20 protein-coding genes are annotated in these 22,295 nt (G+C 49.1%); 10 read left to right on the top strand and 10 right to left on the bottom strand.

Annotated elements, in window-relative coordinates; translation table 11 throughout:
- Positions 1–531: 531 nt before the first annotated feature.
- The 3 genes from ACOSVP_RS13730 to ACOSVP_RS13720 are packed head-to-tail and all read left to right on the top strand — an operon-like array spanning position 532 to position 4,411.
- Positions 532–1,272, top strand: a complete 741-nt coding sequence (locus ACOSVP_RS13730; RefSeq protein ID WP_487348057.1) for a response regulator — start codon at positions 532–534, stop codon at positions 1,270–1,272.
- The gene (locus ACOSVP_RS13725; protein ID WP_487348056.1) at positions 1,260–2,081 is read left to right on the top strand and encodes a substrate-binding periplasmic protein; all 822 of its coding nucleotides are present in this window, start codon (positions 1,260–1,262) and stop codon (positions 2,079–2,081) included. The genes ACOSVP_RS13730 and ACOSVP_RS13725 overlap by 13 nt, the downstream gene beginning before the upstream one ends.
- Entirely contained in the window at positions 2,078–4,411 is a 2,334-nt protein-coding gene (locus ACOSVP_RS13720; RefSeq protein ID WP_487348055.1) for an ATP-binding protein, read from the top strand. The genes ACOSVP_RS13725 and ACOSVP_RS13720 overlap by 4 nt, the downstream gene beginning before the upstream one ends.
- Positions 4,412–4,434: 23 nt before the next feature.
- Here the strand turns inward: ACOSVP_RS13720 and ACOSVP_RS13715 are convergent, their stop codons facing one another.
- The gene (locus ACOSVP_RS13715; protein WP_487348054.1) at positions 4,435–5,433 is read right to left on the bottom strand and encodes a cytochrome-c peroxidase; all 999 of its coding nucleotides are present in this window, start codon (positions 5,431–5,433) and stop codon (positions 4,435–4,437) included.
- A 206-nt stretch (positions 5,434–5,639) separates the two neighbouring features.
- Between ACOSVP_RS13715 and rarD the strand changes: the two genes are divergently transcribed.
- Positions 5,640–6,539, top strand: a complete 900-nt coding sequence (rarD, locus tag ACOSVP_RS13710) for an EamA family transporter RarD (RefSeq protein ID WP_487348053.1) — start codon at positions 5,640–5,642, stop codon at positions 6,537–6,539.
- A gap of 56 nt (positions 6,540–6,595) precedes the next feature.
- On the opposite strand, the gene ACOSVP_RS13705 is transcribed toward rarD, so the two are convergent.
- From ACOSVP_RS13705 to ACOSVP_RS13690, 4 genes are all read right to left on the bottom strand, one after another.
- Complete coding sequence (locus ACOSVP_RS13705; protein WP_487348052.1) at positions 6,596–7,507, bottom strand: hypothetical protein; 912 nt, start codon at positions 7,505–7,507, stop codon at positions 6,596–6,598.
- Between the two features lie 264 nt (positions 7,508–7,771).
- On the bottom strand, positions 7,772–8,725 hold the full coding sequence (locus tag ACOSVP_RS13700; protein ID WP_487348051.1) for a pre-peptidase C-terminal domain-containing protein: 954 nt from the start codon (positions 8,723–8,725) through the stop codon (positions 7,772–7,774).
- Positions 8,726–8,962: 237 nt separating this feature from the next.
- Entirely contained in the window at positions 8,963–11,236 is a 2,274-nt protein-coding gene (locus ACOSVP_RS13695; RefSeq protein WP_487348050.1) for a pre-peptidase C-terminal domain-containing protein, read from the bottom strand.
- Positions 11,237–11,626: 390 nt separating this feature from the next.
- Positions 11,627–12,355: a sulfite exporter TauE/SafE family protein gene (locus tag ACOSVP_RS13690; RefSeq protein ID WP_487348049.1), complete on the bottom strand. Its 729-nt coding sequence runs from the start codon at positions 12,353–12,355 to the stop codon at positions 11,627–11,629.
- 111 nt (positions 12,356–12,466) lie between these two features.
- Between ACOSVP_RS13690 and ACOSVP_RS13685 the strand changes: the two genes are divergently transcribed.
- Positions 12,467–13,375, top strand: a complete 909-nt coding sequence (locus ACOSVP_RS13685) for a LysR family transcriptional regulator (protein WP_487348048.1) — start codon at positions 12,467–12,469, stop codon at positions 13,373–13,375.
- On the opposite strand, the gene ACOSVP_RS13680 is transcribed toward ACOSVP_RS13685, so the two are convergent.
- The gene (locus ACOSVP_RS13680) at positions 13,372–14,211 is read right to left on the bottom strand and encodes a LysR family transcriptional regulator (protein WP_487348047.1); all 840 of its coding nucleotides are present in this window, start codon (positions 14,209–14,211) and stop codon (positions 13,372–13,374) included. The two genes, ACOSVP_RS13685 and ACOSVP_RS13680, sit on opposite strands and share 4 nt — an antisense overlap.
- Before the next feature lie 117 nt (positions 14,212–14,328).
- Between ACOSVP_RS13680 and ACOSVP_RS13675 the strand changes: the two genes are divergently transcribed.
- On the top strand, positions 14,329–14,982 hold the full coding sequence (locus ACOSVP_RS13675) for a glutathione S-transferase family protein (RefSeq protein ID WP_487348046.1): 654 nt from the start codon (positions 14,329–14,331) through the stop codon (positions 14,980–14,982).
- Here the strand turns inward: ACOSVP_RS13675 and ypfH are convergent.
- Positions 14,979–15,599 carry an esterase gene (gene ypfH, locus ACOSVP_RS13670; protein ID WP_487348045.1) on the bottom strand — a complete coding sequence of 207 codons (621 nt, stop codon included), beginning with the start codon at positions 15,597–15,599 and terminating at the stop codon, positions 14,979–14,981. The genes ACOSVP_RS13675 and ypfH overlap by 4 nt on opposite strands.
- A gap of 262 nt (positions 15,600–15,861) precedes the next feature.
- On the opposite strand from ypfH, the gene ACOSVP_RS13665 reads away from it, so the two are divergent.
- Together ACOSVP_RS13665 and ACOSVP_RS13660 are read left to right on the top strand one after the other, a co-directional pair.
- Positions 15,862–16,317, top strand: coding sequence for a hypothetical protein (locus ACOSVP_RS13665; RefSeq protein ID WP_487348044.1), 456 nt, complete (start codon positions 15,862–15,864; stop codon positions 16,315–16,317).
- 94 nt (positions 16,318–16,411) lie between these two features.
- A complete protein-coding gene (locus ACOSVP_RS13660) occupies positions 16,412–17,482 on the top strand; it encodes a hypothetical protein (protein WP_487348043.1) in 1,071 nt (356 codons plus the stop codon).
- On the opposite strand, the gene ACOSVP_RS13655 is transcribed toward ACOSVP_RS13660, so the two are convergent.
- The gene (locus ACOSVP_RS13655) at positions 17,479–18,642 is read right to left on the bottom strand and encodes an aldose 1-epimerase family protein (RefSeq protein WP_487348042.1); all 1,164 of its coding nucleotides are present in this window, start codon (positions 18,640–18,642) and stop codon (positions 17,479–17,481) included. The two genes, ACOSVP_RS13660 and ACOSVP_RS13655, sit on opposite strands and share 4 nt — an antisense overlap.
- A 351-nt stretch (positions 18,643–18,993) precedes the next feature.
- Here ACOSVP_RS13655 and ACOSVP_RS13650 point away from each other — a divergent pair, with 351 nt between their 5' ends.
- Complete coding sequence (locus ACOSVP_RS13650; RefSeq protein WP_487348041.1) at positions 18,994–19,860, top strand: NAD(P)-dependent oxidoreductase; 867 nt, start codon at positions 18,994–18,996, stop codon at positions 19,858–19,860.
- Between the two features lie 48 nt (positions 19,861–19,908).
- Here ACOSVP_RS13650 and ACOSVP_RS13645 read toward each other — a convergent pair whose 3' ends face one another.
- Entirely contained in the window at positions 19,909–20,658 is a 750-nt protein-coding gene (locus tag ACOSVP_RS13645; RefSeq protein ID WP_487348040.1) for a DUF481 domain-containing protein, read from the bottom strand.
- Between the two features lie 204 nt (positions 20,659–20,862).
- On the opposite strand from ACOSVP_RS13645, the gene ACOSVP_RS13640 reads away from it, so the two are divergent.
- Positions 20,863–21,372 (top strand): M48 metallopeptidase family protein, encoded by a 510-nt coding sequence (locus ACOSVP_RS13640; protein ID WP_487348039.1) that lies wholly within the window; start codon positions 20,863–20,865, stop codon positions 21,370–21,372.
- A 47-nt stretch (positions 21,373–21,419) separates the two neighbouring features.
- On the opposite strand, the gene yghU is transcribed toward ACOSVP_RS13640, so the two are convergent.
- On the bottom strand, positions 21,420–22,253 hold the full coding sequence (gene yghU / locus ACOSVP_RS13635) for a glutathione-dependent disulfide-bond oxidoreductase (protein ID WP_487348038.1): 834 nt from the start codon (positions 22,251–22,253) through the stop codon (positions 21,420–21,422).
- Positions 22,254–22,295 lie beyond the last annotated feature (42 nt).

Here is a 22,295-nt window from a genome sequence, read left to right as displayed (position 1 = left end):
TCAAACAGGTCGTAATACTTTGTATGAACAATGTGATGCCAAAATGGCATCTTTTAGGCACTTTTATGTGTCTAAAAGGGGTTTTAAGAGCTGAAGCAGCTGCTCATAAAAGCGCCTTCTAAACTGTCTCGCAGGTGGGCCGTCTGTTGCTGTGCACCAAAATGTTTCTTTGAAATGGCATTGTGAAAAGCCAGACAAATCAATTTTATACGTGAGTCATCCTGTTTTTGGTCGATTGCACCAGCGCGGCGCGAACGAGGATGGTGATGGTGGCTTTTGAGGCGTGCACTGACGGACGCATGAATGGGAATAAGTAGCGAGTATGGCGCTTGGAGACGCTGGGTTTATGAGTTTGATACAAATGTAGGTAGCTGGTTTACAACTTGGATTTGAGTTTACAACCCATTCACAAATGGCCGTAGGCTAGGCGCTTATCTTTTGTCAGATGAGTTGCTATAGTCCTATCACTGCTTTGTCGTATGACGGCATTATGACCAACTCCCTTTTTTATTGTGAAACTGTGATCAGACCATGCTGACATCAGAAATCAAAATCCTTGTCGTCGATGACTCGCTAGTGACGCGTGAGACACTGCAAAGTTACTTCGCCGAAGAAGGCTACAGTGCCGAAGGTGTTGAGACCGCCGAAGCCGCAGAGCTACGCCTTGCAGAGGACGTGTTTGATCTGGTGTTACTGGATATCCGCCTGCCCGGAAAAGATGGTCTGACCTTGACCCGTGAACTGCGTTCGCGCTCGGAAATCGGCATTATTCTGGTGACTGGTAAGCAGGATGAAATTGACCGCATTATCGGCTTAGAGTGTGGCGCTGACGAATATGTGTGTAAGCCGTTTAACCCACGTGAAATTCTAGCGCGGGGCAAAAACCTGATTCGTCGAGTGCAAGCGCAACGAGCCATGGCTAAGCCTACGGACGAACCTACCTTGCGCAATCTAGGGCCTTGGCAGCTCGACACCTCCCGTCGTGTATTGGTCAAAGCAGATCGTTCCATTACTCAGCTTACAGAAGGCGAGTTCCAGCTATTGCTGACCTTAATGGAGCACGAAGGCACCCCTTTATCCCGTGACCAATTAATGGATCGCATTAAAAACCGTACTTGGAACGCGACCGATCGCACTATTGATGTATTAATTGGCCGCATTCGCCGTAAGTTGGCGGAAGATCCAAACTGTCCGCAAATGATTATCACCGTGCATGGGGTCGGCTATTTGTTTAGCTTATCTTCCATCGAAGACGAGTTATGCGCGCCTTAATTGTCGCGCTGCTTGGCTTTGCCTTTCATAGCGAGAGTTGGGCCGCTGACTCAGAGAATGCTGTTCCGACCTTAGCCAATCTCAAGGTAAAACTTTGTGGTACCAGTGCTTATCCACCCGCTTCTTGGGTGACGCAAGAAGGGCATGTGGAAGGGGTGAATACCCAGGTGGTACGACAAATGTTGAATTCACTGGGTGTGCAGGTGGATACCCGCCAAAACAGTAATTGGCGACGTTGCCTCAAAGAAGTGGAGCTAGGCAATGTGGATCTATTGACTGGATTTCGCACCGAGGCGCGCACTCACTATATGACGTTTCTTGAAACGCCCGTGCTTCACGAAGCCATTGACCTGTTTTTCCCCGTCGAACGCCCGGTGAACTTTAATGGTTGGCAGAGCTTAGCGGGCCTGCGTGTTGGCGTGCTGATGGGCGACAGCTTTGGCGATAAAACCGATGCCGCACTGAGTCAATATCCGAGTCTCGAATGGGTATCGAGCCAAGATCAGAACTTGCATAAATTGGCAGACAACCGCCTAGACGTGGTGCCCATGGGGCAGCTCTCGGGGCAGTTGCAAATTGATGTTCTTGGACTGACGGGGCAAATCGCCTCGACTTCCACCGATGTCAGCGATTACTGGTACGTGGGGATTTCGAAAAAATCGCCCCTTATCCATTTCCTGCCCGAGTTGAATCAAGCGTTAGCCCAGTTGTTATCCGATCCAAGTCCGATTCCTAAGTGGGTCGAGCAATATCGAGCTATCTATTTAGAATCCATGGCCACACCCTCGACGCGCAAGGAGTTGCCATGAAGCAAGCGTCTTGGATCAGTAAGGTGGTGGGCTATAAGCAGGCGCATCCGCTGGCCTATCGTATCTTTATTAAGCTGATTTCCCTGAGTTTGTTGCTTGCTTTGATTTCCACCAGCATTCAGGTCTACAACGAATATCGCCGTGAGCGACTGGCGTTACAGCAGCAAACCGACTTTATTACCTCCTCTCATATTGAAGGGATTCGCAAAGGTCTATGGGATCTCGATCGGGAACAGTTACTGCTGCAATTGAAAGGCATCATGAACTTTTCCAACGTCAATGCGGTGATGCTGCATTCGACCGATTGGAGCGATGACATTGTGGTTGGAGATGCGCCGGAGAATTTAGCGCAAGCCTACGGCACCACCTTTGATATCTATTACATTGATCGCTCTGGACAAGAAACGCAGCGCTTATTGGGCGAGCTAACGGTGTACCACGATATGGTCGCGATCCAATCACGCTTGCTACGTTCAGCGATTGAGATCGCTTTATTCCAAAGTGCTCTTGTATTGATCAATGGCTTGCTGCTCCTGCTGATCGTACATTTTATGGTGACCCGTCATTTAGAGTATATGGCACGCTATACCCGCTCCATTGACGCGGGGAATTTGACGCAAGCCTTGCGTCTGCCCCATAAGCCCAAGTCAGCGCAGGCGGATGAAATCGATGCGGTGGTCAATGCGTTAAACGAAATGCGCGAAGCGATTCTTGAAGACATTAAACAAAAAGATCAGATCGAGGCGGAGTTACGTTTCCATCGTGATCAACTGCAAGACCAAGTCAGACGACGCACCCAGCGACTACAGGATGCCAAAGAAGCCGCCGAGCAAGCCAACCGTGCGAAAAGCCAGTTCTTGGCCACCATGAGTCATGAAATTAAAACCCCATTAAACGGCATCATGGGGATGGTGGAATTACTGCAACGCACCGACCAAGCCCCAGCGGAGCAGGAAAAGCTCGATGCGATTTATCAGTCAGGGGACGCCTTGCTTGAAATCTTGAACGGGTTACTGGACTACGCGCGCCTAGAAGAGGGTATGTTTAGCCCCGAAATCAGTGAGTTTTCCATACGTGAGCTCGTCACCTCCACCAGTCTATTGTTTTCCGCCCAAGCACAAGCTCAGCAGACAGAGATTAGCCTTAATATCAGTGACGAACTGGCGAGTCATTATCGCGGCGGTGCGGGAGCGCTACGGCAAATCTTGTCGAACCTCGTCTCGAACGCAATCAAGTTTACCGAGCAAGGACAGGTCACCATAACGGTCGCACCCAGCCAGGATCCCGAGCTTAGTGACGGTGTTATTTTTGAAGTAGAAGACACCGGCATCGGTATTCCCGAACATTATCAAACCCAGCTGTTTGAGCGTTTTAGCCAAGCGGATGACAGTATTACTCGGCGTTTTGGCGGTACCGGTTTGGGCCTAGCGATCACGGCGCAATTGGTGACCGCCTTGCAGGGGGAGATCGGCGTTAGCAGTGAAGTGGGCCTCGGCAGTGTCTTTTGGGTTTATGTGCCCCTGACTCCGCTGCAGCAACTTTCCTCAACGGCGGATATGAGTGTTGCGCAAACGCCATTGCCAGCAATGCGTATCTTGCTGGTCGAGGATACGCCCATTAATCAGGCGGTGACTCTTGAGCTGTTAACGCAAGAGGGCCATCAGGTCAGCTTGGCTGAAAATGGCGAGCAAGCGTTAACGGCGGTGCAGCAACAGCGCTTTGATCTGATACTGTTGGACATTCATTTGCCCAATATGAGCGGTTTGGAAATCGCCACGCATATTCGTCAGCAACAAGGACCCAATCAAACGACGCCTTTGATTGCGCTGACTGCCAATGTGCAACCCTCCAATGTACAAAAGTGCCATGAAGCGGGCATTTTGGCGGTGTTACCTAAGCCCTTTAAGCGTGACCTGTTGCATCAGGCCATGCGCACGCAAACGGAAGCGCCAGAGCTGACTGAGGAAAGTCTGCCCAACGCAGAACTGCTTGATATGACTCTAATCCGCTCTCACTTGTCCGCGTTAGGTGCGCAGCGTTTGCTAAAGCTAGTGCAAAGCTTGGAAAAAGCGATGCGGCAAGGGCTAGAGGAGTTACGGCAGATGCGCGCGGAGCAAGATGATTACGAAGTCTCCGAAATCGCCCATCGCCTCGCTGGAGATGCGGATGCGATTGGGGCGCTGCAACTGTCCGCTAAATTACGTGCGCTAGAGCAACTGGCTCAACAAGGCTTGCAGCAGGACTATTCCCTTGAAATTCAACAATTAACGAGCTGTATTGAAGCAACGCTGGCAGCATTGCAAGCGGTGGTCGATCAGCCAGTCATCTGATGGGGGACTGGCTGATGTTTCACTTAATTAAAAGGTTCTGGCTGAGGCGTACTGTCCACTGACGGTGGCAGAATCGGCATAGTAAATGTCGGTTGATCGCCAGTTAGGGTTTTCAAAAAAGCCACAATCGCGGCATTCTCGTCCTCTGCAAACTGACGTCCTAGCTGCAAGCGCCCCATAATATCCACAGCCTCCGTTAGCGTCGCCGCTTCACCATCGTGAAAGTATGGGTAGGTGCGCTCCACATTACGTAACGTCGGTACTTTAAACATAAAGCGATCCATGTCTTTGCCGGTTACCGCGACGCGGCCTTCCGCGCTATTAGTGGTTTGATAGGCTTCGATGACGCCCATTTTTTGGAACGAGTTGCCGCCCGCCGCAGGGCCGTTATGGCATGCCGTACAGCCGCTTTCTTTGAATAGGGTGTAGCCCTGTTTGGCCGTTGGGCTGATGGCATTCTCATCGCCCATCAACCATTGATCAAAGGGTGCATTAGGGGTGACCAGTGTTTTTTCAAATTCGGCAATCGCATCGGTCATCAGATCAATCGAAATGCTCTGCTGGCCAAAGACTTGCTGAAACTCACGTTGATAACCTGGGATCGAATCCACGACGCTTACCGCTAAACCATGGCTCGAAGCCATTTCTCCTGGGTTGGCAATCGGCCCACCGGCTTGCTCTTTAAGATCCGCTGCTCGGCCATCCCAAAATTGCACAAAGCTCAAACTAGAGTTCAGCACAGTGGGAGAGTTAATGGGACCTTGCTGCCACTGATCGCCAATCGACGTTTTTAGGTTATCCGTGCCGCCCATACTTAAGTTATGGCAGGAGTTGCAGGAGATAAAACCGGATTTCGATAAGCGTGGGTCAAAGAATAACTTCTTGCCAAGCTCAGCCATGGCTAGGTTAATTTCTTTAACGGGTTCAATCGGTTGAATGGGCTCTTGAGCAAAAGCACCGACACTTGCCAAGAGCACACCAGAAGAGAGCAGGAATCTTTTAGAATTGGCCAAACATTGCATGATCCACCTCGCATGATTGGGGTTAACGTAAAAGCATCCGCATTAGCTGTTTAAAAGCATCCTTTGCCGATGTGATCGGTTTGATCATAGGCGTTTTGTTTACTTGTGTTACTGTAAGGCGACCGAGCATGACACATATCAGATATGCCAGTTGGCTATGTTTGACGGTGTTTAACTAGTTGTTTTAGTGAGGCTAAAGACGAATTATGTCAAACATGGATGCGGCCACAAGGTCGGGTATTCTGTATGGAGTCTCAGCCTATTTACTGTGGGCGGTTGCTCCGTTGTATTTCAAAACCATTGATCATATTCCTGCGTTGGATATTTTATCGCATCGTATTGTATGGTCCTTTGTTGTGGTCATTGTCTTAATGACCTTATTGCGTAAATGGCAGGATTTACAACGCACTGTGAATAAGAAAGTGCTGGGCGCCATTACAATCTCAGCTATCTTGATCGCGATGAACTGGGGGACTTATATCTATGCGGTTAACAGCCAGCAGTTATTGAGCGCCAGTCTTGGCTATTACATCAACCCATTGGTAAGCATAGTGCTGGGCATGATCTTTTTTAAAGATCGCTTGGATCGGCCTAAACAATGGGCCGCATGGTTGTGTTGTTTAGCGGTAGTGTTTGAAGTGATTCAGTTCGGGCGTTTGCCGTGGATCGCTCTGACATTGGCGTTAAGCTTTGGTCTATACGGCTTGATACGTAAAAAAATTGCCCTAGATAGCTTTACCGGTATGACCCTAGAAACCGCCATATTGTTGCCATACGCCTTAGTGCAACTGCATTGGTTTGGCGCCGATATAGGCTTTTTGCAAAGTGGTGAATGGGGTGCAAGCTTGCTATTGATGGCTGCAGGGCCTGTGACCATGGTGCCGTTAATGTGCTTTGCCGCCGCCGCGAATCGCGTCAGTTTAGTGACCTTAGGCTTTTTCCAGTACATAGGCCCGAGTGCCATGTTTATGCTGGCGGTGTTTTTATATGACGAGCCTTTTACGCCAGCTAAGCTGGTTACCTTTGGCCTGATTTGGGCGGCGTTGGGGATCTTGGTGATTAGCTCGATCAAGCAATTGCGTAAGCAAGGTCACGCGATGGTATAGGTAAAAAAAAGCCAACACCGAGTGTTGGCTTGGGTAAGGAAGTTATCGCAGGGGAATTAAACGATCGCTTCTTCTTGGAGCTGTACGCCAACGAGATAGTTGCCGTTTGCTGCCGGATCAAAATCCGAAACCTCAACAAAATAGGTACCATCTGCGTCGGCGGTAAACTCTAAAATGCCGTCTTCATCTTCTAAAGCCAGTTCGGAGACCAATGTGCCCGTTGCATCGTATACAGCAATAAGAGGCACCGACAAATCTGTGCTTTCGACAACAATATTGTAGGTTTCATCCGTCAAAAGCGTCACAGCAAACCAATCTTTATCGCCGCCCACCTCAAGGTCACCCACCGCAGGGTCGCCATCAACTGTAATGACACCAGTAGTCTCGATGTCGGCACTGAAATCATCGATCACCACGAAACTAATGTTGTAATTACCGGTGGAGGCATCGATCACATCTGAAAAGGCTAGATAGAAGGTACCGCTTTGCGTAGCACTAAAGTCGAACGTTGCCGCTTCGTCATCACCTACTTTGATGCCGCTGGCAAGTCGTTGGCCTTTATCATCTTGAAGCACCAAGTAAGGCAGCTCTAGTTCATCACTGGTTACGGTAAAGGTGTAATCTCGTCCGGCAACCAATTCAACAGAATAAAGGTCCGACTCCTTCACCTCACCGATGTCCGCGTCTAGGTTGGAATTCACCGTCAGCTCAATGACGCCGCTGTCTTCTGAATCATCGTCATCAGTATGGAATTTATCTAGGATCGTGCTATCGATGCCATTGTGAGCGAAGTAACGCACGATATGACCGCGAGCTGTCCCCATGATCTCTGCTAACATTTCATTGCTGAATTCGTACTGATTCAATACTTGTAACAAAAAATCAGGGGTGCTTAAGTTGCTTTGAATAAACGCTCGAGCTTGCCCTAGGCTGATGTTCAGATCGCTAAGATGTTTTGCCGCTTTCATGGAAGCCTCCGTTTTCTTTTTAATACTTATTTAGGCCGCACTAGATACAGATATATTAGCCAAAGTAGTTATAAATATAGGTGATCTATTCAAAATATGGTGTCAGTAGGGTGTGAGGATTTAGCAAATAATTATGCATAAAATGTGCATGTTTATTTTTTGAATGAAAGGGGCGCGAGTTATTCTTTTAATGGATAAAAAAAGCCAACACCGAGGTGTTGGCTAAATTTGGCTTTGTTAAAGGAGTTCTTTTCTAGGTCGCAATTAAACCATCATAGCTGGATCTTCAGCAGGCAACTCTTGAACGCCGACGGTAACGGCGTAAGTACCGGTTGCTTCAGCATCCGTTGCGGAGGCAATAATGTAGTAAGTGCCATCCGTCAACGCTGCAAAGGACAAGCTGCCATCCAGATCGTCATCACTCGCTAGTTCAACGACTACGCCGTCCACTTCAGAGACAAGAGTTAGGTTACCCAGCGCTGGTTCTTCAATCATTAGCGAAATATCGTAAGTTGTGCCTGCGACTAGATCAACGGCAAACCAGTCTACGTCACCGGCTGTTTCGATGGCGCTAGTCACGGTACTGCCTACCAGAACCTCACTTGTGGTAGAACTGTCTGCAGCGATCTCTTCGACAACGATGAGGTCACTTTCTGCAGCAGACATACTAATGTTGTACGTACCGATGGCTTCAGCATCAAGTTCTGACAAGGTTAAAAAGAAGGTGCCTGACTCGGTTGCAGTGAAGGTAAAGGTCGCTTCTGTTTCACCTTCTTCTTGAGTATCGCTAGCAAGTGTCGCGCCTTGTGCATCAAGCAGTGTTAAGGAAGGGGACAACAATGTCTCGCTCGTCACCGTAAAAGAGTACTCTTGACCTGCTACCAACTCGATTTGGTATTGATCCACTTCAGCGCCTTCGGCAAGGTTGGTTGCCAGAGAAGTATTGACCGCCAACAGTACCGCATCACTTCCAGCTTCTGTTTCTTCTGTTACCTCATCTTGAATCAAAACAGAGCGATCGATGCCATTATGAGCGAAATATTTCACCAACTGTCCCGGTGGTTGGCTTGCGATTTCCTCTAGATCCATATCGCTGTAAAAATCGTTTTCCGCGACGATTTGTTTCAGTAAATCAGGCGTGCTCAAGTCACTTTTCAGGGTTGAGCGTAGTTGGCCAAGGCTAATTTTTGAATCATCAAGGTTCTTCGACTGTTTCACTGGAGTCTCCATTTGTGTGTTTTTACATAAGTTAACATTTTTACATAAGTTAACAATATGTATATTACAGCCATAGGTCATGAGTGATGACTTCAATCAAATAGGGGGTTGTAGAGTGTCAGCATGAGGAAAATGTGGTGCGTTATTTTTGCGCATTCAGTGGGCGCCACAAAATGGTCGCAGAAAAAAGCCAACACCGAGGTGCTGGCTTTGTTAACAAAGTGATGGCTAGGGGAGTTAAGCGATCACATCGTCTGCGGTTTGCTGTTGTACACCGATTAGGTAATCACCAGTCGCATCTGGGTTTGCATCAGATGCTGCGATAAAGTAAGTGCCTGACTCTTCTGCCGTAAATGACAGTATGCCGTCATCGCCTTCAGAAAGGCCAAAGGCCAGTTCACCATCGCTATCCATGACGGCCAATTGCGCGGTTTCTGAGTCACTTTCCATTGAGAAGTTGTAAGTTGTGCCTGCCTCAAGTGACGTCGTGAACCAGTCTGCGTCGCCAGCGAAGTCGATAGAGCTAGCCACTGTGCCGCCCACATCCAACAAGCTAGTTGTTAGAACGTCTGCCGAGATATCGTCTTCATTAAGCTCTGGTAACTCAATCAGATCTTGTGCGTCGCTTGCTACAGAGATTGTGTAATCGCCTGATGCGGCACCTGAAAGATCGCTAACATCTAGGAAGTAAGAACCTGCTTCTTCTGCCGTGAAGCTGATGGTTAGGTCGTCGCCAGTGATGTTGAAGTTATTCTCAATGGTTTGACCTTCTGCATCGCGCAATACCATTGCAGGTGTTTCCACATTGTCAGAAGAAAGCGTCATGGTGTATTCCGTACCCGCTTCAAAGTCCATCGCGAACCAATCAGAGTCATTGGCCTGCTCGAAGCTACCGGCGACGTCAGAATTCGCCGCAATGGCGCCTGCAGTAGTGGTGTCCGCAGCATAGTCATCAACGACCGCATCTTCCTCTGTCACTGCATCAGATCCTTGTTCTGCAACAGTCTCGTCCTCAGAGACTTCTGTGCCTTCCTCTACGACAGTCTCATCCACAACATCCACGTTGTTTTCAGCGTCGGTTTCGTCTTCGGCAACCACTTCTGAACCGTCCTGATTCGTAGCGTTGTCTTCTGTCACCGTATCGTCTACCGCTTCAGCAGGCTCTTCAGGTGCGGTTTCTTCATCCGTTACAACCTCTGAACCATCCTGGTTCGTTGTTTCATCCTCTGCTACAACGTCCTCAGATGCTTCAGAGCCTTCCTCAGCAATTACATCAGAACCGTCTTGATTCACTGAGTCATCTTCGGTATCTGCTTCTGGATCCGCTGAGTCCTCTGTGTCTTCATCTACGACAACATCAGTATCGTCCTCTGCTACCACATCTTCTTCAGACGTTGAATCTTCGCCAGAGATCACATCAGAGCCATCTTGCTGGTTAGTTGAATCGTCTTCAAACGGATCTGCTTCTTCGTCTGTTACAGGCGTGTTTTCTTCCTCTGTTTCAGCGCTGTCTTCTTCAGACGTTGATTCTTCGCCAGCGATCACATCAGAGCCATCTTGCTGGTTAGTTGAATCGTCTTCAACCGGATCTGCTTCTTCGTCTGTGACAGGCGTGTTGTCTTCTTCTGTCTCTGCGCTGTCTTCTTCAGACGTTGAGTCTTCGCCAGCGATCACATCAGAACCGTCTTCCGTTTCAGTGCTGTCGCCCGCTTCTACATCAGAACCGTCTTCCGTTTCAGTGCTGTCGCCCGCATCTACATCAGAACCGTCTTCCGTTTCAGTGCCTTCGCCCGCTTCTGCGTCAGAACCGTCTTCCGTTTCAGTGCCTTCACCTGCTTCTGCGTCAGAGCCGTCTTCCGTTTCAGTGCCTTCGCCAGCTTCTACGTTAGAGCCGTCTTCGGTTTCTGACCCCGTCTCGTCTTCAGCAGAGTCTTCTTCTACTGTGGTGACGTTAATATTGTAAGTGCCAGACGCTTGATCTTCTGTGTCTGATAAATCTAGGTAGAAGACACCAGATTGTGGCGCTGTGAATGTGATTGTCGCGCCTGTTCCATCACCTTCTTGTAGGTCGCTGGCGATGCGCTCACCGTTGCTATCGCGTAGCACTAGGTAAGCAGAAGAAAGCTCTGCGCTAGTCACATTGAAAGAGTAAGTGACGCCTTCTTCTAGTTCGATGGAGTACAGATCGTTTTCCATGCCCTCATCGATGTTGGCATCTAAAGCGCTATCAAGCTCTAGTGCGACAGCGTTTAAACCGAAGCTGTCTTCTGTTGGGCTATCTTGAGAGTCATCTGGCTGAGGGAATAGAGCATCCAAACCATTTTGTGCAAAGTAACGCACGATTTGGCCTGGTGGTAAGTTGTCCATAATTTGAGCAACTGAATCAGCGTCAAAGTTCTGTTCGCTAAGGCTGTTTAGTAAGTAGTCTGGTGTGCTCATCTGTTCCTGTGCTGATGAACGTGCTTGACCTAGTGCATTGCCCTGATTCGAAAATTGCTTATCTGATTTCATGAAGACCTCCGTCCTAAGTTTGGTTTCAGAGTGTTGAGCGAGCAGTTGTTCGCTAACACGCAATCCAAGATAGGGGATTCGGCTCCAAGAAGGTGTCAGCTGAGCGTTAAGGTTCAGAAAAGCCGACTAAAGAAAATTTACGCTTTGTAAGAGGCCAGTGTAAAGGTGGTTGTAATGAAGTTATTTATTATAAGGCTATGATTTTAATAGATATTATTTAGTGTTGTTTGGCTTGGTTAAAATGAAGGGATTGCCTAGACCCCTCTATTTCTCTGATGAGAACTATTTTCAACTAAGGGCAGGATGTCTAGAAACCTTGCAAGCATTACGACTTTACAGGGCGTAATGCTTGATAGAATCTTGAAGTTAGGAGTTTTCAACAATGGTTGTTTAGGAAAACAACATCAATTTCATCGCCGCGATGGTCGATACCAATCGAATGAGCCATTTAAAGTGAGACGGCTTCACGTGTTTCAAGAAGTGATAACCGATCACTGAGCCCACCAACAATCCTGGTAACGCATAAGCGCTCATGGTTAAGCTTTCTTGGGTCAGCAGTCCTAAGCTCAAATACATTGGCAACTTCACTAGGTTAGTTAAGAAGAAGCCCCAAGCTCGTGTGCTGACGTAGCTTTCTTTGCCGAGCTTTTGTTCTAACAGGAATAAACTAAAGAGCGGTCCTGAAGCATTGGCGACCATACTCACTAAGCCGCTGAAAAATCCCATGGAATACGCGGTCACAGGCTTTTGCATAAAGGCGTTTTTCGGGCGAAAGTCGAGATACAGCCCCAAAGCAATCATGCCGACAATAATAACGCCCAACAGCGTCACGAACTGGCTCGCATCAATGCCAGACAATAAGTAGGTACCGACGCCAACGCCGAAGAAACTCAGCGGTAAAAAACGCGCCAATACGGGCCAAGAAATATTCTTACGGTAACTGTAGACCGCCATCACATCGGTAATGATATACAGCGGTAGCAGGACACCCAGAGCTTCTGGCCCCGGAAAGGCAAACATGACGATCGGTAGTACGATCAGGCCCATGCCGCCGACGGAAAATTTGGAAAAGCCGGTGATTAAACCAGCGATAAACATCACCACTAATGCGGTTGTCACAATGGTCCCCCTTGGTTATGAACGAGTGTTACTTGATTGGTTATAGAATACTCATAATAATGAAATAAAAATAATTTCATTTTTTGATTATCTTGAAAGGAAAAGGCGATCATGAAATTGGATCAGTTACGAGCTTTTATCGCCGTAGTGGAAACCGGCAGCTTTCGCGCGGCGGCGGATGCGATCCATAAGACCCAGCCAAGCATCAGTGCCGCGGTCAAAGCCCTAGAAGAGCAGTACGGCATTGTCTTATTGGACCGTGACAGTTACCGCCCAACCCTCACCGCAGAGGGCAAAGCCTTCTTTAAACAAAGTAAAAAACTGCTGCTACAAGTGAATCAACTCGAACAGTTGGGCCATCATTTGGCCCAAGGTACAGAGCAACAGCCACTGCGTTTATGCATTAGCCAGATGAGTTTGACGGAGCACATTGTGGATTTGCTTAAGGCGTTTGACGCCGAGCATCCACAGATTGCGGTGGAGCTTACCACCGATCATTTAAATGGCGTTCAGGATCACCTGATTAAAGAGACCTCGGATATCGCCATTGGCCCAAGTTATGGTTTGGACGATCGTCATGTGTTTGTGGAAGTGGGCAAGCTGGACATGACCTGTGTGGTGCACCCAGATTTGCTGCCAGGGTTACAAGCTGGCGCGCAAAAGGTTAAGCAACAGGCGTTGTATTCCTTGCCTCAGATCTTGGTTAGTCGCTCTGCCGAGGATCAGGAGCATCGCTTTGTGTTGCCGACTGGAAGACGTTGGCATGTGAATGATTTCCAAGCGAAAAAGACGCTGGTGCAAGCGGGCATGGGGTGGGCGCGCTTACCCCATTACATGATTAAAGACTCCCTAGAAGAGGGCCGCTTGGTGCGCATGGATGTGGAAAACTTTAGCTCCCATAGCCAGTTTCCCTTATTTATGATTCGCCTGCGCAATCAAACCCTAAGCAATGAAGCCAATACCTTTTGGCGCTTTACCAAAGCCTATCTAAAATCGCCTGCGTCAGATGCGGATGACTAAGGCATCTGCTGGAAGTATTGACTGATCTTGGCGGCTAGATGCGCGCCAAACGCAGGATGCGGCACCGGAGCCACAGCCAAGACAATGTCGACGGAAGGCAGAGCAGGCAAGCTTGAATCTTGGCTAATGGTGAGCCCCGGCGAGACGCTGGACACCGCCATGGCACTGATGCCAATGCCGCGGCGTAGTAGGCTTTTGATGGCGGTGGCGCTAGAAGAGCTGGCAACCAGCGTATAGGGGCGGCCTTGTTTTTCCATACCATCAATGGCAGCACTGTGAAATTTGCAGTCCGGTTCATATAGCACTAAAGGTAAGGTTTCGCCGAGACTGGTTTGGTTGCCGTGCACCCAGACACCTTTATCATGCTTTAACAAGTAACCTTCTTCGGCGTGGGGAGCGCGCGTCAAAATCGCCACATCGACCTTGCCTTGATCCAGCATTAGGCGTAACTGGGTGCTGCAATCACAGATAATGTTTAACGTTTGTTGTGGCAGTTGTTCACGAATCAAAGCCACCACATCGGGTAACACGGATTCGGCGTAATCATCTGGGCAGCCCACGACTAAGGGGCGATGATGTACCGTATGCTTAAAGTGGCTGATGGCTTCGTCATGCAGTGACAAGATCCGTCGTGCGTAACTCACCAACTCTTGGCCACGCTCAGTCAACGCCACATTGCGACCTTCCTTTGAGAACAATGTTTGTCCGGTCGCTTCCTCGAGCTTCTTCATCTGCATGCTGATGGCACTTTGTGAGCGATAAGTCTGCTTGGCCGCACGAGTGAAGCTGCCTGTATCCACAAAAGCCAAAAAGCTACGTAATGCATCAATGTCCATCGCATGGCCTATTCATTAGAAAAACGAAAGTAATCCATTAAAACTATTCGTTAGTCATATGAATATCAAGGGCGCACAATAAAACCACTTCCCACCACTTGCTAAGGAATTGCTTGTATGAAACTCATCATCGCCAACAAAAACTACTCTTCTTGGTCATTGCGCGGCTGGCTGGCTCTGAAAGCCTTTAATGTGCCATTTGAAGAGATTAAGTTGACGTTGTTTACCGAACATTTTTACGAGGCGTTATCGCTTTATAGCCCCGTGAAAAAAGTCCCAGTCTTGGTAAACGGTGATGTGGCGGTGTGGGATTCTCTTGCGATTGCCGAATACGTTAATGAGACGTTTCTGGATTTTAAAGGTTGGCCACAAGACCCTGCCGATCGTGCCTTTGCCCGTTCCATGGTGGCGGAAATGCACAGTGGCTACAGTGCTTTGCGTAATGAAATGCCGATGAACTGCCGTGCCCGTCGTCGAATCGACGCGAGCCAGCAAGCGAAAAACGATATCAAAAATATCCTCGCCCTGTGGCAAACATTGCGCAGTAAACACCAAGCTAAAGGGGATTACTTATTTGGTGAGTTCAGTTTGGCGGATGCCTTCTTTGCTCCCGTGGTGTTCCGCTTTGTCACCTATGGCGTAGAAATGAAAGGCTTGGCGAAGCAATACCATCAAACCATGCTCGATCATCCGGCGATGCAAGCATGGCTTGAAGATGCGCTCACTGAAACCGATATCGTCGAAGAAGACGAAGCGGGCGAGCCAGTTTAACCCTTCAAAATCTCCAACAAGCGCACAGATTCTTCGTGGTTGATGTTGTGCGCTAGGCCATCAAAGGTGTCCAGCGTGGTGCTGGCACCTAGCGCCTTTAGCCAGTTGTAGCCTTGCTCTGAGTAGCTTAACGGAATCACTTTATCGGCTTTACCGTGTAGGAAGTGCACGCTAGTGCCTTCAGGCTTATGCTCTGGCTCTAGTGCAAAGCGGCCAGAAAGTGAAATAATTTGGCGTGCTAAAGGCTCTGTCACCAGTTGCGTCGACGACAGCGACATAATCGCACCTTGAGAGAAGCCAATGATGGCGGTGTCTTCAGGGCCGACTTTAGCCTCTTGCTGCCAGCTGCGGATGTTTTCTGCAAACAGTGGCATCACTTCTTCGATGCGATTAATTCGGTTCTCTTCAGTGACACCACGAATGGAAAACCACTGGAAGCCATCGCCCATTTCAAAGCGGAACGGTGCCGCGACCGCAACGATCATGGCGCGATCCAAGTTGTCCGCTAACCAACGTCCCAGCGTTAACATGCTTTCTGGACGTGAACCGACGCCGTGGTACATGAGTACTAAGCGTGTTGGCATAATAGGTTTACGAATAACGATTGAATCTGACATGTTTAGCTCCCCCAAGTGATAACGCTACTGTATGAGATATGAATGCGGAAATAAATGAGCACAATCTGAATGCTATATTTCATATTCCGCAACAATGTGAAATCAGTGTGGCATCGTTAGTGAATGGCAGATAAAAGAAGCTGTAAAGAACACCTAAGCATTACTGACTTTATGGAAGGGTTGAGGCATTTGTTGTTCATAACTCGTGTTTTGCATCGGGGCTGCGTAAGGTAAAAGCACAGTCATCAAGGAAGCTATTACTATGAGTGCCACGATTCAGAAGTTATTTGCCAAAGCCTTGGCGTTGTTGTTTTTCATCTTAGCGGCCATGGTTTGCGGCAGCAGTTTAGTGACCGCATTTACCCAGCATGGAGAGGGACAAGCCCTGACCCAAACCTTAATTCAGGTGATCAACTCCAATATCATTGCCATTGCCGTGTTTGAGCTCGCCATGGTCATCAATAAAGAGTACGGCAATAAAAATGAGCACGATGTCATTGTTATGATGCGACGTACTTTACCGCGCTTTATCAGTACCGTGTGTGTGGCGCTGGCGCTAGAGGGCTTGATTATGGTGATCAAATACAGCCAAGCGGATATGGCCGGTAACCTCTATTACCCCGTCGCCATTGTGATCAGTGCCGCCTTTCTATTGGTCGGATTGGGCGTCTTTCTACGCTGTATCCCTCACGACCGACATGCACAGGATGACGCATAAGTCATCGTTCGCTGCGACCATAGATCGATTGGTTATTAAATAAACAGTCTGGGCGGTCGATAAACTGAGTTTTACCACTTAGGGAGGCCGCCCCATGGCAGAGACTCAATTATCGTTTCAATCCCGCTATGCCGCACAGACCACGACCTTTGTTGGGCAAAAGCGTACCCGCATTGACTCTGCTGTCTCGGACAATGCGGCTGGCCCAACACCGACGGCCATGGCGCAAGTGCAATTAGGCGAACGTATCAGTGCGCAACAAGAAGTAGCATTTCAGTCACGTAGTGACGCCCAAGCCAGTGATGAGTTTGAGCAGGGCATGTCGGCGGTAGAAGTGCGTTTTTCCAGCATGGTGACTTTGCTGGAGCGCATGTTTGGCATCAAGGTGAAGGTGTTTGATGCTGAGGATCTGCAAACGGAGACTAGCCCGGAAATCGCGGGACCTAATTCAAGACCGACAGAGACGGTGCCCGCTTCAGAAGTGCGAACCGGTCGTCGCCAAGTGCTGGAAGCCATTCAAGAATATCGAGTGGTGACAGAAAGCGAATCCAGCGCTGTGGCCATCCAAGGTAAGCTCGCGCTCAACGATGGTCGTCAATTGGATGTGAATCTAAGCCTAGATATGTCCCGCACACGCAGTGAGGAATACTGGGGGCAGATGACCTTATCAAGTCGCACCGTAGATCCCTTGGTGGTGAATTTAAACGGCAACGCTGCCCAGCTCACGAACCAGCGCATGGCGTTTGATATTGATGCGGATGGTAAGGCGGAGCAAGTGGCCTTTGCCACCGGTGATTCGGCTTTTCTGGCCTTGGACAAAAACCAAAATGGCAGCATCGATGATGGTAATGAATTGTTTGGTCCTCGCTCTGGCAGCGGTTTTGCCGATCTCGCTCAGTACGACGATAACCAAGATGGCTTGATCGACAGCCTAGATGAGATTTGGCAAAAGCTCGTTTTGGTGCAGCGCGATGAATCGGGTAATGAAAGCCTATTATCTTTAAAGGAGGTGGGCATCAGTGCGTTTGTCTTAGAACGCACCAGCTCACCCTTTAGCCTGTTTAATAACAAGGGTGAGCAAACTGGCGTGATCCGTGAAACCGGGCTGTATGTGCGCGACGATAACAGCGTCGACACACTACAGCACGTGGACTTGATGGTTTAAAGCTGCACCAGCGGATTATTGCTGAGCAAGATCGGTGCGAGTTGCAGTGATTCTATTTTCGCTTGGCTGGCGTTGATGGCGTCACTGTCATTGAACAGGCCAAAGCGCACATGGAAGGTCTTGCTCGACTTGCCTTTGATGGTAGGCACCAATCCAAGGTAGCGCTGATGTTTGCGGTTGTAGGCAAACGAGGTGCCCGGTTCAATCCCCACTACGTAGCCTTGCTCGAGGCTGTCGGTGTTTTTCCAAATCGTCAGCACTGGCAAGGTGCTGTTGCTCCAGCTGACTTCAATTGCGGCATCGCCAGCGGCATTTTTCATCAGCGCATGGCTCATGCCATCTTGGTCTTCTAGGGCGAGGACGTTAAACACCATTTCATCAAAGCCCTCGGTTGGTGCTGGCATTTGATTCCATTCGTGCAGACCTTGGGTCGCGTATTCGTTAAAAGGCGATACTTGTGTGCCCGCCACATGTAGCGTTGAGCCTTGCTCTAGAATCGGTGTACCAAAGTTATTGTGGTAGATGGCTTGGTAGGTGTTGTCGTAGTTCGACAGGTTATGCAGCGTGTCTTTAAGATGAATGTAAGGCTCGTCAGGGGTCATTGACAGCTCAGTCTGCAACTCAAAGTTAGTGGATTTAAAGCGTTTTTCATCCACGCGGCCTTTTAGGGTGACGCGATAAGGTGGCTCTTGTTCCACAATTAGCATCACGTCGTCCGCCGGTGTGTTTTGAATGCGGCCATGTAAGGTCAGCATTTCACCATTGTCTTCACCTGGGTGACCGGCCCATTGGTAGCCACAGCGTGCCACCATTTCATTAAAACCATCTAACCAGCCCAAGCCGCCCGATGCTTCTTGGTTGATAAAGCTTGGGTGCACGATTTCTTGAACCGGGGAATCCCAGCCATAGCGCAGTTCGCCGCGGGTTGCATCCAAGATTGCCATGGCGCGAGTCGGTACAATACGCACCACCTTGTCGCCCACGGTCAGGGTAATCAGTTTTGAGCCTTGCTGTTTGCCGCCGCGTAAACTTTGTAGTTTGCACTCAATGGCGATGTCGGCTGGAAGTCCCATGTCTTCGGCAGTCAGGTGGGCAGAGCTCAGATCGGTGTGCTGGGCGTTGCTCGTAAATGTGAAACGAAACTCTGGTGTGGTGGACATACGGACTTCCTATTGATTTAACCTGTCAACTATAGCGACTCTCAGCAAGGCTGTGAAAGGTTGGTCTGCTGATAAAAAGCAGAGCCATTGACACTGGTCTACACTTTGGAGTGCTTGATTCATTAATGGTTATGCAGTGGTGCCTTAGAACATTCTAGGCGTCTCTGCGTAAAGGCGTGCGGCGAGCGCTTCGTGCTCGTTCGCACGCATCTTACCCTCTGCTTCACTTTACATCCAATTCGATAGGCATTTTTTACAATCCATCAACGCGTAAAGAGCGTCATGAGCGGGTATCTTTTTGGTCTGCTTGGCGTAAGCTATTAACCTAACACTAGGACAGAGGGCACAACAATGAAAGTCAGTTTTTTAGGGCTGGGCACCATGGGATTCCCCATGGCCGGACATGTGAGCCAAGCGGGACATGAGGTCGTGGTTTATAACCGTACCCCTAGCAAGGCTCAGGTGTGGTTGGAAACCTACCAAGGAAGCTTGTCACTGACGCCTAAGGAAGCGGCGCAAACGGCTGACATCGTGTTGACCTGTGTCGGTAACGACAATGATCTGCGCCAGTTGTACTTAGGCGAACAAGGGGCCTTAAGTGGCGCTAAACCGGGCACCTTATTTGTCGATCATACCACTGCCTCAGCAGAAGTCGCGCGCGAGCTGGCGGCTGCGGCGCAAGCCAAAGGTTGTGATTTCATCGACGCGCCAGTATCAGGCGGCCAAGCGGGTGCGGTAAATGGTGTGTTGACGGTAATGATTGGCGGTGCGCAGAGCGACATCGATCGTGCCTTGCCCGTGTTGAACTGTTATGCCAAAGCCTGCACACGTATGGGCGAAATAGGTGCTGGGCAGTTAACCAAGATGGTGAATCAAATCCTAGTGGGTGGCGTATTGAGCGGCTTATCTGAAGGTATTCGCTTTGCCGAGAAAGCAGGCTTGGATATTCCAACGCTGGTAGAAACCTTGAAATACGGTGCTGCGGGTTCGTGGCAATTAGAGAATCGTGGCGAGAACATGGCGCAGGACAAGTTTGACTATGGCTTTGCCATTGAGTGGATGTGCAAGGATCTGGGCATTGCTCTAGAGCAAGCTGAGCAGATGGGTTTAAAACTACCGTACACTGAGGTGATTAACCAAGATTACCATGAGTTAGTCGCGCAGGGCTTTGGCCGCTGTGACACATCTGTCTTGATTAAAGCATTGGACAATCAATAGCTCAGTCCAAAGCCGACGCAAAAATGCCCACCGAAGTGGGCATTTTTATTAGAACGAGTACAACACCGATGCGGTGGTTTCGGTATCGGTAGTATCCCGATCCGATGGTACATCAGAGGTGTACTTCACCTTATAAGACAGCTTCATCGCTAAGTTATCGACGACACTGGCTTGTAGCGAAGAAATCGACTCATTGACGGTATTTCCGCCGCTGGTACTGATCTCGCTGTTCAATTCTTGGCGGAACAAAGAGGTCGGAGTTAAGTGGTTTTCATAGGTGCCGGCAAGACGCACAAAACTACCGCGGTCAGACTCGCCATCTGCACTGTCTCGATCAATCGCAAAGTCGCGATAACCTACTCCAAAGGAGGCTTCCAAGAAGGAGCCGTCGGCATGTTGCCAGAAACGGTTACCGTAACCTGTGGACGTTGAGCCTTTGCTACGGTAGCCAGAAAAGCGGTCTTTCTCGTAGGCGCCACGGACATACCAAAACTGTTGCGTATCAAATTTGTAGTTGGCCTGCGCTGAGCTGGTGTAACGCTCCGCAGTGGTTTCGCTATCCGAGCTACTGTAGAGCGAACTTAGGCTATAATCGGTACGCCATTGCACCGTTTCTTGAGTAAGGTTGATGGCGCCGTTTAGGTTGTTGGTATCAGTGTTGCCTGAGGTAGAGACCACACCGAGCTCCGCAGAGCCAGACCAGCTACTGCTGTTGCTATCAAGATCGTTATCGGCGGCATGGGTCAGTGGTGCGGCAAAGCAAGCCACCACAAATGGGGTCAGCAGGGCTTTTTTCATGGGTGTCCTCGTAGGCTAATAGGTAAGATTATGACAAGTTATCACAGCCCTGAAGCGGACCGCAGTGCTTCGTCGCAGGTTGCATGGTTTGACCATATTTCCCCTAAATGCTTGAAAAATGCTTATGTTAATCTTGCAAAAGATGACTCTTATTCCTTGTTTTATCAGTAAGTTGGACGAAAAAAGTCCCATTGAGAGAGTGTTGTGTCCGAAGTTAAACGTTATTTAAACGCCTACAGTGCTGATTTGCAGGCTCAAGTTGAGAGTCTCTTAGAAGCGGAGAAAACGGGTGCTTGGTTACTAAAAAAATATCCCAAGCCCCACGATCTAGCGGCCGAAAAACAGCTCTATCAATATGCGCAAGATATTAAGCAGCAGTATATGCGCAGCTCAGCGCCGATCAGTAAGGTGATTTATGACGATAAAATCCATGTTATCAACAACGCTTTAGGCTTGCATACCTTTGTTTCACGGGTGCAAGGCAATAAGTTGAAAGCGAAGAATGAGGTTCGTGTGGCTTCTATGTTCCGCCGTGTACCTGAACCTATGTTACGGATGATCTTGGTGCATGAGTTAGCGCACTTGAAAGAGAAAGAGCACAACAAAGCCTTTTACAAACTCTGTCAGCATATGGAGCCTGACTACCATCAGCTGGAGTTCGAGTTGCGTATTTACCTATGCCACAAGGATCGTTTTGGCGAGCTTTGGAATTAGACGCTAACTGGTCACAGAGCCTTTCTGTGACCAGTTCTCAGTAGCGACTAATCAAAGTCCGCTGCGCTATGACGCTCGATCAAGCCGTCTTCAGCAGAAGAGTTGACACGGATACCGCGTTGTACCGCTGGACGTGAAGCAATCATATCTGCCCAACGTTTTACATGGGGGTACTCTTCGACATTTAAGAACTCTGCCGCATTGTACAATTGCCCCAATACCAAACGACCATACCAAGGCCAAATCGCGATATCGGCAATGGAGTATTCAGCGCCCGCCATATAGGTGTTTTCCGCCAAGTGCTTATTCAGCACGTCCAGCTGACGTTTGGCTTCCATGGTGTAGCGCTCGATCGGGTATTCTTGCTTGAACGGTGCGTAGACATAAAAATGCCCAAAGCCACCGCCTAAGAAGGGCGCTGAACCCATCTGCCACATCAGCCAGTTACGGCATTCGGTTTTGCCTTTTAAATCTTTGGGAATAAAGGCGTCGTGTTTCTCGGCTAGGTATTGCAGGATGGCGCCTGATTCAAATAGACGCAGTGGCGGATTGACACTGGTATCGAGCATGGCGGGAATCTTTGAGTTCGGGTTGATTTCAACGAACCCTGATGAGAACTGATCTCCAGCACCGATGTTGATGGTGTAGGCATCGTATTCCGCTTCACTGATGCCCAGTGCGAGCAGCTCTTCTAGCAGGATAGTGACTTTCTGGCCGTTTGGCGTAGCAAGGGAATGTAACTGCAACGGATGAGCGCCTTTGGATAGCGCTTTTTCGTGGGTTGCGCCTGCGTAAGGACGGTTGGTTTTTGACCACTGCTGGGTTTTCTCAGCGTCCCATTGCCAAACTTTGTCCGGCGTGTAGTTGCTTTCAGAACTCATGGTGTGCTCCTCAATTATTTTGCTTAGCTAAGGTTATATGGC

Source organism: Marinomonas sp. HM11-D, from assembly GCF_057626615.1.
This window is presented reverse-complemented; position numbering and strand designations above follow the sequence as displayed.